Genomic DNA, 13473 nt, shown 5'->3' with positions numbered 1-13473 from the left:
TGGCCCGAAGCGAGGTTTTCGCCACCCGGCGAAGAGTTTCAGAACGCGTCAGAGCAGCACCACATCGTATTGTTCCTGGGAGTACATGGACTCGACCTGGAAGCGAATGGTTCGACCGATGAAGGTTTCAAGTTCGGCGACATTGCCGGATTCCTCATCCAGCAGGCGGTCGACCACTTTCTGGTTGGCCAGCACGCGATAGCCCTCGGCCTGATAGGCGCGCGCCTCACGGAGGATCTCGCGGAAGATTTCGTAGCAGATGGTTTCCGGAGTTTTCAACTTGCCTCGGCCCTGGCAGCCGGCACAGGGCTCGCACAGCACCTGCTCGAGGCTCTCGCGGGTACGCTTGCGGGTCATCTGCACCAGACCGAGCTCGGTGATACCGATGATGTTGGTCTTGGCGTGATCGCGCTCGAGCTGTTTTTCCAAGGTACGCAGCACCTGGCGCTGGTGCTCTTCATCTTCCATGTCGATGAAATCGATGATGATGATCCCGCCGATATTGCGCAGGCGCAGTTGCCGGGCAATGGCGGTCGCCGCCTCGAGGTTGGTCTTGAAGATGGTCTCTTCGAGATTGCGGTGGCCCACGAACGCCCCGGTATTGACGTCGATGGTCGTCATAGCTTCCGCCGGGTCGACCACCAGGTAACCGCCGGACTTGAGCGGCACCTTGCGTTCAAGGGCACGCTGGATTTCGTCTTCGACGCCATACAGGTCGAAAATCGGCCGTTCACCGGGATAGTGCTCGAGGCGATCGGCGATCTCCGGCATCAGTTCGCCCACGAATTGCGTGGTTTTCTGAAAGGTTTCCCGCGAGTCGATGCGGATCTTCTCGATCTTGTGGTTGACCAGGTCACGCAGGGTACGCAGGGCCAGCCCGAGGTCTTCATAGATGACCATCGGCGCGCCGCAGGTCTGGATCTGGCTGGCGATCTGCTCCCACAGCCGGCGCAGGTAGCGGATATCCTGAAGAATATCCTCTTGGCGAGCGCCCTCGGCAGCAGTACGCAGGATAAAGCCACCGGCGTCCTTGATATTCTCTTGCTCGACGCAGTTGCTGACCACCTTCTTGAGGCGTTCGCGCTCGGCTTCATCCTCGATTTTCAGCGAAATCCCGACATGGCTGCTGCGCGGCATGTACACCAGGTAGCGCGAGGGGATCGACAGCTGCGTGGTCAAGCGCGCGCCCTTGGTGCCGATCGGGTCCTTGGTTACTTGAACCACCAGTGCCTGGCCTTCGTGCACCAGTGCGGTGATGTTTTCCACCGCCGATCCCTCGCGCTGGGAAATCTCCGAGGCGTGAATGAACGCTGCGCGCTCCAGGCCGATGTCGATGAAAGCCGCCTGCATGCCAGGCAACACCCGCACCACCTTGCCCTTGTAGATATTGCCGACGATGCCGCGGCGCAGGGTGCGCTCGACATGCACCTCCTGCAGCACACCGTTTTCCACCACTGCCACGCGCGATTCCATCGGGGTGATGTTGATCAGGATCTCTTCACTCATGGCAGGCTCTCATCAAAGGTCTGGGGTAATCATGGATCGCTGACCAGTCTCTGGCTAGCGCGGCGTTCAATCCTCTGGCTGGGCCGCTGGCTGCTGCCAGCAGGCAATGGCGAAACGCCCGAGCAATTCGGCCGTTTCACTCAGCGGCAGGCCGACCACAGCCGAGTAACTGCCAGCAAGCGCGGTAACGAAAACCGCCCCCAGGCCCTGGATCGCGTAGCCGCCGGCTTTGTCCAGCGGTTCGCCGCTGTCCCAGTAGCGCTCTGCTTCGTCACGACTGATGGCACGAAAGCGCACACTGCTCGTCACGCAAAGGCTCTGGCAGCGCTGACCGTCGTTCAAGGCCACGGCAGTCAGCACCTGGTGTTCGCGTCCGGAGAGCTCGGCGAGCATCGCCAGGGCATGTTCGCGGTTTTCCGGTTTGCCGAGGATCTGCCCATCGAGCACCACTGCGGTATCGGCGCCGAGCACCACGCCAGCACCCGACAGCTGCGCGCAACCGGCTGTCGCCTTGGCTCGGGCCAGGCGCTCGACATAGGCCGAGGCGCTTTCACCGGGCAGCGGGGTTTCATCGATGGGGGCACTGAGCGGGGTAAACGGCACGCCGATCTGGGTCAGCAGTTCACGACGGCGCGGCGAGCCTGAGGCAAGGTACAACGAGTTCATGTGGACATATCCCTGTCAGTCGCGGCGATGCCGGTCAGTTGATGTGCAGGCGTCGGCGCAAATCGCGCAGGGCAAAGCTGATCCACGGCCAGAGCAAGGCACTGATCACTGCCGACCAGACCAGGGCCAGTGTCGGCAGGCGATTACCGGTCAAAGCGCTCAACCACAGCTGAATCAACTGGGCGATGCCGAAGATCACCAGAATCACCAGGCTCTGCTGCCACAAGGGGAACATGCGCAGGCGCTGCTGCAAGGACAGCACCAGGAAGGTGATCAGGGTCAGGATCAAGGCGTTTTGCCCGAGCAAGGTGCCGTAGAGCACATCTTCAGCCAGACCCAGGACGAACGCGGTGGTCATGCCGACCTTGTTCGGTACCGCCAGCGCCCAGAACGAGACCAGCATGGCCAGCCACATCGGGCGAAACACTTCCATGAACTGCGGCATCGGCGAAACGCTGAGCAACAGGCCGATGACAAAGGTCAACCAGATCACCCAACCGTTCTTGCTGCGCGAACTGGCCATCATTGCCTCCGGGGTTGGCTTTGCGGTGCGGGCGCCGCAGCCGGGTTGACGGGCGCCGCGCCCTGGGCTGCCGGGGCAGGTGCAGGCGTCGCTGCAGGTGTCGGCGTGGCGGGTACGGTGCCGGCGGGCGCCGCAGGTGCAGCGGGCGCTGTCACAGGGACTGTTGCATCGCCACCAGCGGCTGCAGGCGCAAGGCTGATGCCCTTGCGGTCAGCTTCTTCCTGGGCAATCGCCGCTTCCGTGGCGCGCTGCTCCGGGGTACGCCGGTCACTGAACACCAGCAGCATGTAGCGACTGCGATTGAGTGAGGCCGTCGGGATCGCGCGGACGATCGCGAACGGCTGGCCGGAGTCATGGATCACTTCGTTGACTGTCGCCACCGGATAACCGGCCGGGAAGCGCTGGCCCATGCCGGAACTGACCAGCAGGTCGCCTTCCTTGATGTCGGCGGTATCGGCCACATGGCGCAGCTCGAGGCGCTCCGGGTTACCGGTACCGCTGGCGATGGCGCGCAGGCCGTTGCGGTTGACCTGCACCGGAATGCTGTGGGTGGTATCGGTCAGCAGCAAGACCCGCGAGGTGTAGGGCATCAACTCCACCACCTGGCCCATCAGGCCGCGAGCGTCGAGCACTGGCTGGCCGAGGAACACGCCATCGCGCTCACCCTTGTTGATCAGGATGCGGTGCGTGAAGGGGTTGGGGTCGACGCCGATCAGCTCGGCTACCTCGACCTTCTCGTTGACCAGGGCCGACGAATTGAGCAGCTCGCGCAGGCGCACGTTCTGCTCGGTCAGGGCGGCCAACTTCTGCAGGCGGCCCTGCAGCAGCAGGGTCTCGGTCTTGAGTTTTTCGTTCTCGGCGGCAAGCTCGGTACGGCTGCCAAACTGGCTGGCGACCCCCTGCCAGAGGCGTTGCGGCAGGTCAGTGAGCCAATACGACTCCATCAGCACCAGCCCCATCTGGCTGCGTACCGGCTTGAGCAAGGCAAAGCGCGAGTCGACCACCATCAGTGCAACCGACAGGACCACCAGCACCAGCAGACGAACGCCCAGCGAAGGGCCCTTGGAGAAAAGCGGTTTAATGGGCCGTTCCTCGTGGACGACGATTCAGGTGGTCATTGGCCATTGAACAATGCACCAGCCTGCTGCGGGTTGACGGAAACAGCGCCCAACGGACGCCAGCCCAGCGCATACAGGTAGCACTGCACGTGCTACCTGTAAACCGGGCGTTCACTGATGGAGCCTGGACAGCACCAGGGATCACTCGCTGGAGAGCAGGTCCATGGCGTGCTTGTCCATCATCTCCAGGGCGCGACCACCGCCACGGGCGACGCAGGTCAGCGGGTCTTCGGCGACGATCACCGGCAGGCCGGTTTCCTGGGCCAGCAGCTTGTCGAGGTCACGCAACAGGGCGCCACCACCGGTCAGTACCAGGCCACGCTCGGCGATGTCGGAGGCCAGCTCCGGCGGCGACTGCTCCAGCGCGCTCTTGACCGCCTGGACGATGGTCGCCAGGGATTCCTGCAGGGCCTCGAGCACTTCGTTGGAGTTGAGGGTAAAGGCACGTGGCACGCCCTCGGCCAGGTTACGGCCACGCACGTCGACTTCACGTACTTCACCACCTGGGTAGGCGGTGCCGATTTCCTGCTTGATGCGCTCGGCGGTGGATTCGCCGATCAGGCTGCCGTAGTTACGGCGCACGTAGGTCACGATGGCTTCGTCGAAGCGGTCGCCGCCAACACGGACGGACTCGGCATAGACCACGCCATTGAGGGAGATCAGGGCGATTTCAGTGGTACCACCACCGATATCGACGACCATCGAACCACGGGCTTCCTCGACCGGCAAGCCGGCACCGATGGCCGCAGCCATAGGTTCTTCGATCAGGAACACTTCCCGGGCACCGGCGCCAAGGGCCGATTCACGGATGGCACGGCGCTCGACCTGGGTCGATTTGCACGGCACGCAGATCAGCACACGCGGGCTGGGCTGCAGGAAGCTGTTTTCGTGAACCTTGTTGATGAAGTACTGCAACATTTTTTCACAAACGCTGAAGTCGGCAATCACGCCATCCTTCATCGGACGAATGGCAGCAATGTTGCCGGGCGTACGGCCCAGCATGCGTTTGGCTTCGGTACCGACGGCGACGACGCTTTTCTGGTTGCCGTGGGTACGGATGGCAACAACCGAGGGCTCATTCAGGACGATACCGCGCTCACGCACGTAAATAAGGGTGTTGGCAGTACCCAGGTCGATGGAAAGATCGCTGGAAAACATGCCACGCAGTTTCTTGAACATGGGAAAGTGACCCTGGGGAAAGCGTGGGTAAAAAAGTGCGGCAAACTCTAACAATGGCAGGGATTTTGGGCAAGGAGCCAATATGTTAAATTGGCAGTTTTTCCGAGCAAGCCTGCAGATGATCGCGGTGTATGACCGCCAAAATGCCGGCATGTTCCTCATCACGGAACCAATCCGTTTCGTTTCACTGGAGATCCCCAATGGCGCTGCAACGCTCCGACGTGGAAAAGATCGCCCATCTGGCCCGACTGGGCCTGAATGAAGGCGAACTGCCACGCATTACCGACGCCTTGAACAGTATTCTCGGGCTGGTCGACCAGATGCAAGCCGTCGACACCGACGGCATCGAGCCCCTGGCCCACCCTCTGGAGGCCAGCCAACGCCTGCGCCCCGACCAGGTTACTGAGCGCAATCAGCGCGACACCTACCAGGCCATCGCTCCGTCGACCGAAAACGGTCTGTACCTGGTTCCGAAAGTCATCGAGTAAGGGATAGCACCTGCCATGCATCAATTGACCCTGGCCGAGATCGCCCGCGGACTCGCCGACAAGACGTTTTCCTCCGAAGAGCTGACTGGCGCCCTGCTGGCGCGGATCAAGCAACTCGACCCGCAACTGAACAGCTTCATCAGCGTCACCGAAGAACTGGCCATCGGCCAGGCCCGTGCCGCCGACGCCCGCCGCGCTGCGGGCGAGGCTGGCGTGCTGCTGGGTGCGCCGATCGCCCACAAGGACCTGTTCTGCACCAATGGCGTACGCACCAGTTGCGGCTCGAAGATGCTCGACAACTTCAAGGCGCCCTATGACGCCACCGTGGTCGCCAAGCTGGCCGAAGCCGGCATGGTCACCCTGGGCAAGACCAACATGGACGAATTCGCCATGGGTTCGGCCAACGAGTCCAGCCACTACGGCGCGGTGAAGAACCCGTGGAACCTCGAGCACGTCCCGGGCGGCTCGTCGGGTGGTTCCGCCGCGGCCGTGGCCGCGCGCCTGCTGCCGGTCGCCACCGGCACCGACACCGGCGGCTCGATCCGCCAACCGGCGGCGCTGACCAACCTCACCGGCCTCAAGCCGACCTACGGCCGTGTCTCGCGCTGGGGCATGATCGCCTACGCCTCGAGCCTCGACCAGGGCGGGCCGATGGCGCGCACCGCCGAAGACTGCGCCCTGCTCCTGCAAGGCATGGCCGGCTTCGACGCCAAGGACTCGACCAGCATCGACGAGCCGGTCCCGGACTTCAGCGCCAACCTCAATGCACCGCTGCAAGGCCTGCGCATCGGCTTGCCGAAGGAATACTTCGGCGCCGGCCTCGATCCGCGCATCGCCGACCTGGTCCAGGCCAGCGTCAAGGAGCTGGAGCAGCTCGGCGCGGCGGTCAAGGAAATCAGCCTGCCGAACATGCAGCACGCCATTCCGGCGTACTACGTGATCGCCCCGGCCGAGGCCTCCTCGAACCTGTCGCGCTTCGACGGCGTGCGCTTCGGCCACCGCTGTGACAACCCCAAGGACCTCACCGACCTGTACAAGCGCTCGCGTGGCGAAGGCTTCGGCCCCGAAGTGCAACGGCGGATCATGGTTGGCGCCTACGCGCTGTCGGCCGGCTACTACGACGCCTACTACCTGAAAGCGCAAAAAATCCGACGCCTGATCAAGAACGATTTCATGACCGCCTTCGAGCAGGTCGATGTGATCCTTGGCCCAACCACGCCGAACCCGGCCTGGAAGCTTGGCGCCAAGAGCAGCGACCCGGTCGCCGCCTATCTGGAAGACGTCTACACGATCACTGCCAACCTGGCCGGCCTGCCCGGCCTGTCGATGCCAGCCGGCTTCGTCGAAGGCCTGCCGGTGGGCGTGCAACTGTTGGCGCCGTACTTCCAGGAAGGTCGCCTGCTCAACGTCGCGCACCGCTACCAGCAAGTCACCGACTGGCACACCCGCGCTCCTAACGGCTTCTGAGGAATTCACACATGCAATGGGAAGTTGTTATCGGGCTGGAGATTCACACCCAGCTCGCCACCCAGTCGAAGATTTTCTCCGGCAGCGCCACCACCTTTGGCTCCGAGCCGAACACCCAGGCCAGCCTGATCGACCTGGGCATGCCCGGCGTACTGCCGGTGCTCAACCAGGAAGCGGTGCGCATGGCCTGCATGTTCGGCCTGGCGATCGACGCCGAGATCGGCGAGCGCAACGTGTTCGCGCGCAAGAACTACTTCTACCCCGATCTGCCCAAGGGCTATCAGATCAGCCAGATGGACCTGCCGATCGTCGGCAAGGGCCACCTGGACATCGCCCTTGAAGACGGCACCATCAAGCGCGTCGGCATCACCCGCGCGCACCTTGAAGAAGACGCCGGCAAGAGCCTGCACGAAGACTTCAACGGCGCCACCGGTATCGACCTGAACCGCGCCGGTACGCCGCTGCTGGAGATCGTCTCCGAGCCAGACATGCGCAGCGCCAAGGAAGCCGTGGCCTACGTCAAGGCGATCCATGCACTGGTGCGTTACCTGGGCATCTGCGACGGCAACATGGCCGAAGGCTCGCTGCGTTGTGACTGCAACGTGTCGATCCGGCCAAAAGGCCAGGTCGAGTTCGGCACCCGCTGCGAGATCAAGAACGTCAACTCGTTCCGCTTCATCGAGCGTGCGATCAACAGCGAGATCCAGCGCCAGATCGACCTGATCGAAGACGGCGGCCGGGTAGTCCAGGAAACTCGCCTGTACGATCCGAACAAGGACGAGACGCGCTCCATGCGCAGCAAGGAAGAAGCTAACGACTACCGTTACTTCCCCGATCCGGACCTGCTGCCGGTGGTCATCGAGCGCAGCTTCCTCGAGACCATTCGCGCCAGCCTGCCGGAGCTGCCACCGCAGAAGGTCGAGCGCTTCCAGCGCCAGTACGGGCTGTCGGCCTACGACGCCAACGTGCTCGCCGCCAGCCGCGAACAGGCCGACTACTTCGAGGTCGTGGCGCGCATCGGTGGTGACGCCAAGCTGGCTGCCAACTGGGTCATGGTCGAGCTCGGCAGCCTGCTGAACAAGCTGGGTGTCGAGATCGACCAGGCGCCGGTCAGCGCCGAGCAACTGGGTGGCATGTTGCTGCGCATCAGCGACAACACCATCAGCGGCAAGATCGCCAAGACCGTGTTCGAAGCCATGGCTGCCGGTGAAGGCGATGCAGACAGCATCATCGAAAGCAAAGGCCTCAAGCAGGTCACCGATACCGGCGCGATCGACAAGATGCTGGACGAGATGCTTGCGGCCAACGCCGACCAGGTCGAACAGTACCGCGCCGCCGACGAGGCCAAGCGTGGCAAGATGTTCGGCTTCTTTGTCGGCCAGGCGATGAAAGCCTCCAAAGGCAAGGCCAACCCGGGGCAAGTGAACCAATTGCTCAAGGCCAAGCTCGAAGGGTGATGTTTTTTACCTGCTAGCGATCCGGCGAGGGCTTTGCCCTCGTTCGCGGGGCAAGCCCGCTCCTACAGGTTCTCTGCCTACCGCACGGTCGGCGCAGTACCTGTAGGAGCGGGTTTGCCCCGCGAAGGGCCGCGCAGCAGACCCATGGCCTGCGGAGCATCCGATTTGGTAAGGCGTACCTTCAGCGCCCTCGCGCTTTTCTCCCTGCTGGCCGGCTGTGCCAGCCACGATATCGACCCACGCGGCTACGACACCAGCGGCACCGCTTCGTACTATGGCTCGCGCCATCACGGCAAGCGCACCGCCAGCGGTGAACCGTTCAACCAACATGGCCTGACCGCCGCCCACCGCAGCCTGCCTTTCGGCAGCCGCGTCCTGGTAACCAACCTGGCCAACCAGCGCAGCGTCGTCGTGCGCATCAATGACCGTGGCCCGCACACGCGGGGGCGGCTGATCGACCTGTCACGTGCGGCAGCGGAAAAAATCGGCATGATCCGTAGCGGAACCGCGCGAGTGCGGGTACAAGGTCTGAGCGACTGATCCAAGCGGAGCACCGACCATTTTCGACCTTGCCACCCTCCCCACCTTCAGCCTCCTGCAACTGGGCCTGGGCCTCGTATTGCTGGTGATCGGCGCCGAACTGCTGGTGCGCGCAGCCCTGCGCCTGGCCAGCCGCCTGCACGTGCGGCCGCTGATCATCGGCCTGAGCCTGGTTGCCTTCGGCAGTACCGCGCCACAACTCACCGTCAGCCTGCAGGCCGCCTACCAAGGCGCGCCGGACGTCGCGGTGGGCAGCGTGATCGGCAGCAATATCTTCAATGTGCTGGTAATCCTCGGCCTCGCCGCCTTGATCATCCCCCTGCGCGTCTCGCGGCAACTGGTGCGCCTGGACATTCCGCTGATGGTCGCCGCCAGCGCACTGGTCTATCTGTTGGCCAGCAACGGCCAACTGGGTCGCCTCGAAGGCCTGTTGCTGCTGATCGGCCTGATCGGCTACCTGGTCATGCTTTGGCATCAGTCACGGCATTACGCCCGTACCTACCCGGCACCCAGCCCGCTGCCAATCCGCAGCGGGCGCTTCTGGAGCGGTGCAGTGCTGCAGATTGCTCTCGGTCTGAGCCTGCTGAGCCTGGCCGGGCACCTCTTGCTCGAGGCCGCGGTGGAGGTCGCAACCGACCTAGGTTTGTCTGAGCGGGTGATTGGCCTGACGGTGGTTGCCGTGTGCACCTCGTTGCCGGAACTGGCCGCCGCGCTGGTGGCAGCACTGCGCGGTGAGCGTGAGGTGGCGGTGGGCACGGTGATCGGCAGCAACCTGTTCAACCTGCTGGCCGTGCTGGGGGTGACCGCGCTGGTCACGCCCACGCCGCTGTCGATCTCGCCCAATGCGCTGGGCTTTGACTTGCCGGTGATGCTTGGCGTCGCCTGCCTGAGCCTGCCGGTGTTCTACTCCGGGTACCGGGTAACGCGGGCCGAGGGGTTGGTCTTTCTCTGTCTGTACCTGGCGTACGGCCTGCACGTGGTGACCTTCACCACCGGTATGCCGCTGGCCGGGCGCCTGGAAAAGCTGATGCTGTTCTATGTGCTGCCGGTGCTTGGGGTGATCCTGCTCTACACCACGGTACGCGCTTGGCGTCGGCAGCACTGACCGAGGGCACCAGTGCCGGCCCCTTCGCGGGACAAGCCCGCTCCTACAGGATCTGCGCAAATTTTGAATTCGGCGTATACCTGCAGGAGCGGGCTTGTCCCGCGAAGAGGCCGGGATTAACAACACCCCAGCCCCCGCCAAGCACCACCCGAAAGAACTATCAGCCCCTGGCCTGACGCTTCTTCTTCAGCCGGAACGCCACACCCAGCACGGCAATCCACACCGGAATCAACATCACCGAGATGCGAATCGGCGGCGTCAGGTACATCACCACCAGAATCAGTACGATAAACGCCAGGCACAAGTAGTTGCTCACCGGATGCCCCCAGCTGCGGTAGAACGGCGTCTCCCCCGCTGCGATCTTGGCCTTGCGGAATTTCAGGTGGGTAATGCTGATGCTCGCCCAGTTGATCACCAGTGCCGACACCGCCAACGCCATCAGCAGGCCAAACGCCTCCCCCGGCATCAGGTAGTTGATCAGCACGCACAGCCCAGTGGCCGCTGCCGACACGCCGAGCGCCGTTAACGGTACACCGCGACGACTGACCTTGAGCAACTGACGCGGTGCATCACCCTGGCTGGCCAGGCCGAACAGCATGCGGCTGTTGGCATACACGCAGCTGTTGTAGACCGACAGCGCCGCGGTCAGTACCACGACATTGAGAATGGTCGCCACCAGGTCGCTGTCCAGTTCGTGGAAAATCATCACGAACGGGCTGCCGCCCTGCACCACTTTCTGCCACGGGTACAGCGACAGCAGGATCGCCAGCGCACCGATGTAGAAGATCAGGATCCGGTAGACAACCTGATTGGTCGCCTTGGGAATGCTCACCCGTGGGTTGTCCGCCTCGGCCGCAGTGATGCCGACCAGCTCCAGGCCACCGAAGGAGAACATGATGACCGCCAGGGCCATGATCAGCCCACCGACACCATTAGGGAAGAAACCGCCGTACTGCCACAGGTTGGCCACACTGGCATCGGGGCCGCCATGGCCACTGGTCAGCAGCCAGGCGCCGAAACCGATCATGCTGACGATGGCAACGACCTTGACCAGGGCAAACCAGAACTCGAGCTCGCCGTAGACCTTCACCTGGGTCAGGTTGATGAGGTTGATGGCGACAAAGAAGATCGCTGCCGTCGCCCAGGTGGGGAAGTCTGGCCACCAGTACTGCACGTAAATGCCCACGGCGGTCAGTTCGGCCATGCCCACCAGGACGTACACCACCCAGTAGTTCCAGCCCGAAACAAACCCGGAGAATTCGCTCCAGTATTTGTGCGCGAAGTGGCTGAAGCTGCCCGCCACCGGCTCCTCGACGACCATTTCGCCGAGCTGGCGCATGATCAGGAAGGCCATCAGGCCAGCGATGGCATAGCCCAGCAATACCGAAGGGCCTGCCATCTGGATGGTCTGGGCGATCCCCAGGAACAGCCCTGTACCAATGGCCCCGCCCAGGGCGATCAGCTGGATATGCCGATTTTTCAGCCCGCGCTGTAACTGCTCGGGCGAATTCTGGTCTTGCATGAAGTGTCCTTTGTCAGGAGGCAGTGTTGTTTGAGTTAGTGCAGTCAGGATCTAGATCCATCCGCCCCACTGCAAGATGAAGATACCGATATTGGTGGTGATCGCCGCCATTAGCGTAGTGATGACGATGATCGACGCGGCCAGTTGGTGGTTGCCGTTGGCGGCACGCGCCATGACGTAGCTGGCCGCAGCAGTCGGGCTGCCGATGTAGAGAAAGAGGATGCCCAGTTCGGCACCGCGAAAGCCACACAGCCAGGCACCGAGGGTGCCGACCAGCGGCAACCAGACCATTTTCACCAGGCTCGCATCCACCGCCAGCCTGCCGCTGTCACGCAAGGCGGTCAGCGACAATGTGCCACCGATACAGATCAGCGCCAGCGGCAAGGTCATCTGCGCCAGGTAATCGCCTGAGGTCAGCAGCCAGTTGGGCAGCGGCACCTGAGCGTAGGCCATCGGCGTTGCCAGCAGCACGCTGATGATCAGCGGGTTGCTGAAGATGCTCTTGCAGATGCTCCACGGGTCGGACTTGAGGTCTGGGCTGTAGACCGCCAGCACCACCGCCGAGAGCGAGTTGTACATGAGGATCACCAGGCCGGCGAGCACCGCGCCGAGCGAGATGCCATAGTCGCCATAGAGGCTGGCAGCCAGGGCCAGGCCGATCACCCCGTTGTTGCCGCGAAACGCGCCCTGGGTATAGATACCGCGTTCGGCCAATGGCGCTCGCCAGATGGCCAGCCCCCAGGCCAGGGCGAAGCCGACCAGGGTGATGGCGATGAAATAGAAGATCACCCCGGGCTTGATCGCTGCATCCAGGTCGGCGTGGTAAATGCCGAGGAACAGCAAGGCGGGCATGCAAACGTTGAACACCAGCGCCGAGGCGACCTTGCTGAAGTTGTCGTCGATCAGGCGTACACGTTTGAGGAAAACGCCCATGAACAGCATGGCGAACACCGGCGCGGTGATGTTCAGCGTCTGGATAAGGAGGGCGAGCATGCGCGAGCGGTCCTGAAAGGGGTTGCCGTTAGGGCGCTAATGATACGCCAGCGGTCGCAAGTTGCGGGGAATCGACGGCGATAAAAGGAAATTTCCTTCAGAACTGTCTTACAGATTGCCTGAACTACCTTGGGGTGCCTTGCAGCCCTTTCGCGACATAAGGCCGAGGCGAAGGCCTGCGCAACACGGTCCATTGTGGGAGCGGCCTTGCGTCGCGAAAGGGCCGCAAAGCGGCCCCAGAATTCCCGGACTAGCACTCCCCTCTCAGGAAATCCGCGTACCCAGCACCTTCAGGAAGGCCGCCAACCAGGCGGGATGCGCAGGCCACGCGGGCGCTGTCACCAGGTTGCCATCGACATGCGCCTGATCCACGGCGATGTCGATAAACGTGCCGCCCGCCAGCCGCACCTCAGGCGCACAAGCCGGATAGGCACTGCATTCACGCCCTTCCAGCACACCCGCAGCCGCCAGCAGTTGCGCACCATGGCACACCGCCGCAATCGGCTTGCCGGCCTGATCGAAGGCCTTGACCAACGCCAGCACCTGCTGATTCAAGCGCAGATACTCCGGCGCCCGCCCGCCAGGGATCAACAGGGCATCGTAGCTTTCGGGCCTCACCTGGACGAAATCGAAGTTCAGGGCAAAGTTGTGCCCTGGCTTCTCGCTGTAGGTCTGCTCGCCCTCGAAGTCATGAATCGCCGTGCGCACGGTCTGCCCGGCAATTTTCTCCGGGCACACCGCATGCACGGTATGGCCCACCATGCTCAGCGCCTGGAACGGCACCATCGCCTCGTAATCCTCGACGTAATCACCGACCAGCATGAGAATCTTCTTCGCCGTCATCGCATCCACTCCTGAGCAAGCATCGGAACAATCACAGCACGATAGTCTGCTTCTGCGCTGAGCGAT

13 protein-coding genes are annotated in these 13473 nt (G+C 62.9%); 5 read left to right on the top strand and 8 right to left on the bottom strand.

Translation table 11 applies throughout. The annotated features are described in order from the left end of the window. Nucleotides 1-48: 48 nt before the first annotated feature. The 5 genes from rng to mreB form a co-directional block, all read right to left on the bottom strand. Nucleotides 49-1506: a ribonuclease G gene (gene rng, locus J3B00_RS07330; RefSeq protein ID WP_209866122.1), complete on the bottom strand. Its 1458-nt coding sequence runs from the start codon at nt 1504-1506 to the stop codon at nt 49-51. Between the two features lie 66 nt (nt 1507-1572). Further along, nucleotides 1573-2172, bottom strand: coding sequence for a Maf family protein (locus tag J3B00_RS07325; protein WP_209866119.1), 600 nt, complete (start codon nt 2170-2172; stop codon nt 1573-1575). 34 nt (nt 2173-2206) lie between these two features. Then, nucleotides 2207-2695, bottom strand: a complete 489-nt coding sequence (gene mreD / locus J3B00_RS07320; protein ID WP_119145455.1) for a rod shape-determining protein MreD — start codon at nt 2693-2695, stop codon at nt 2207-2209. Continuing rightward, nucleotides 2695-3801 carry a rod shape-determining protein MreC gene (gene mreC / locus J3B00_RS07315; protein WP_209874671.1) on the bottom strand — a complete coding sequence of 369 codons (1107 nt, stop codon included), beginning with the start codon at nt 3799-3801 and terminating at the stop codon, nt 2695-2697. Before mreC ends, mreD begins: the two co-directional genes overlap by 1 nt. A 153-nt stretch (nt 3802-3954) precedes the next feature. Then, nucleotides 3955-4992: a rod shape-determining protein MreB gene (gene mreB, locus J3B00_RS07310; RefSeq protein ID WP_003255163.1), complete on the bottom strand. Its 1038-nt coding sequence runs from the start codon at nt 4990-4992 to the stop codon at nt 3955-3957. Between the two features lie 200 nt (nt 4993-5192). Between mreB and gatC the strand changes: the two genes are divergently transcribed. The 5 genes from gatC (at nt 5193) to J3B00_RS07285 (ending at nt 10049) form a co-directional block, all read left to right on the top strand. Further along, a complete protein-coding gene (gene gatC / locus J3B00_RS07305; protein ID WP_119145451.1) occupies nt 5193-5480 on the top strand; it encodes an Asp-tRNA(Asn)/Glu-tRNA(Gln) amidotransferase subunit GatC in 288 nt (95 codons plus the stop codon). Nucleotides 5481-5495: 15 nt separating this feature from the next. Continuing rightward, the gene (gene gatA / locus J3B00_RS07300; protein WP_209866115.1) at nt 5496-6947 is read left to right on the top strand and encodes an Asp-tRNA(Asn)/Glu-tRNA(Gln) amidotransferase subunit GatA; all 1452 of its coding nucleotides are present in this window, start codon (nt 5496-5498) and stop codon (nt 6945-6947) included. A gap of 11 nt (nt 6948-6958) precedes the next feature. Further along, the gene (gatB, locus tag J3B00_RS07295; protein ID WP_209866113.1) at nt 6959-8404 is read left to right on the top strand and encodes an Asp-tRNA(Asn)/Glu-tRNA(Gln) amidotransferase subunit GatB; all 1446 of its coding nucleotides are present in this window, start codon (nt 6959-6961) and stop codon (nt 8402-8404) included. Between the two features lie 165 nt (nt 8405-8569). After that, entirely contained in the window at nt 8570-8944 is a 375-nt protein-coding gene (locus J3B00_RS07290; RefSeq protein ID WP_209866110.1) for a septal ring lytic transglycosylase RlpA family protein, read from the top strand. A gap of 61 nt (nt 8945-9005) precedes the next feature. After that, nucleotides 9006-10049, top strand: coding sequence for a calcium/sodium antiporter (locus tag J3B00_RS07285; RefSeq protein ID WP_209874668.1), 1044 nt, complete (start codon nt 9006-9008; stop codon nt 10047-10049). Nucleotides 10050-10209: 160 nt separating this feature from the next. Here the strand turns inward: J3B00_RS07285 and J3B00_RS07280 are convergent, their stop codons facing one another. From J3B00_RS07280 to J3B00_RS07270, 3 genes are all read right to left on the bottom strand, one after another. Continuing rightward, on the bottom strand, nt 10210-11571 hold the full coding sequence (locus J3B00_RS07280; RefSeq protein ID WP_209866108.1) for an amino acid permease: 1362 nt from the start codon (nt 11569-11571) through the stop codon (nt 10210-10212). Between the two features lie 51 nt (nt 11572-11622). Continuing rightward, on the bottom strand, nt 11623-12564 hold the full coding sequence (locus J3B00_RS07275; protein WP_209866105.1) for an AEC family transporter: 942 nt from the start codon (nt 12562-12564) through the stop codon (nt 11623-11625). Between the two features lie 264 nt (nt 12565-12828). Then, nucleotides 12829-13407 (bottom strand): DJ-1/PfpI family protein, encoded by a 579-nt coding sequence (locus tag J3B00_RS07270; RefSeq protein WP_209866102.1) that lies wholly within the window; start codon nt 13405-13407, stop codon nt 12829-12831. Between the last annotated feature and the right edge of the window lie 66 nt (nt 13408-13473).

This window comes from Pseudomonas sp. BP8 (genome assembly GCF_017875955.1).
Lineage (GTDB): Bacteria > Pseudomonadota > Gammaproteobacteria > Pseudomonadales > Pseudomonadaceae > Aquipseudomonas.
Note: the sequence above shows the minus strand (reverse complement) of the source record. Positions and strands in the feature narration are given on the sequence as shown.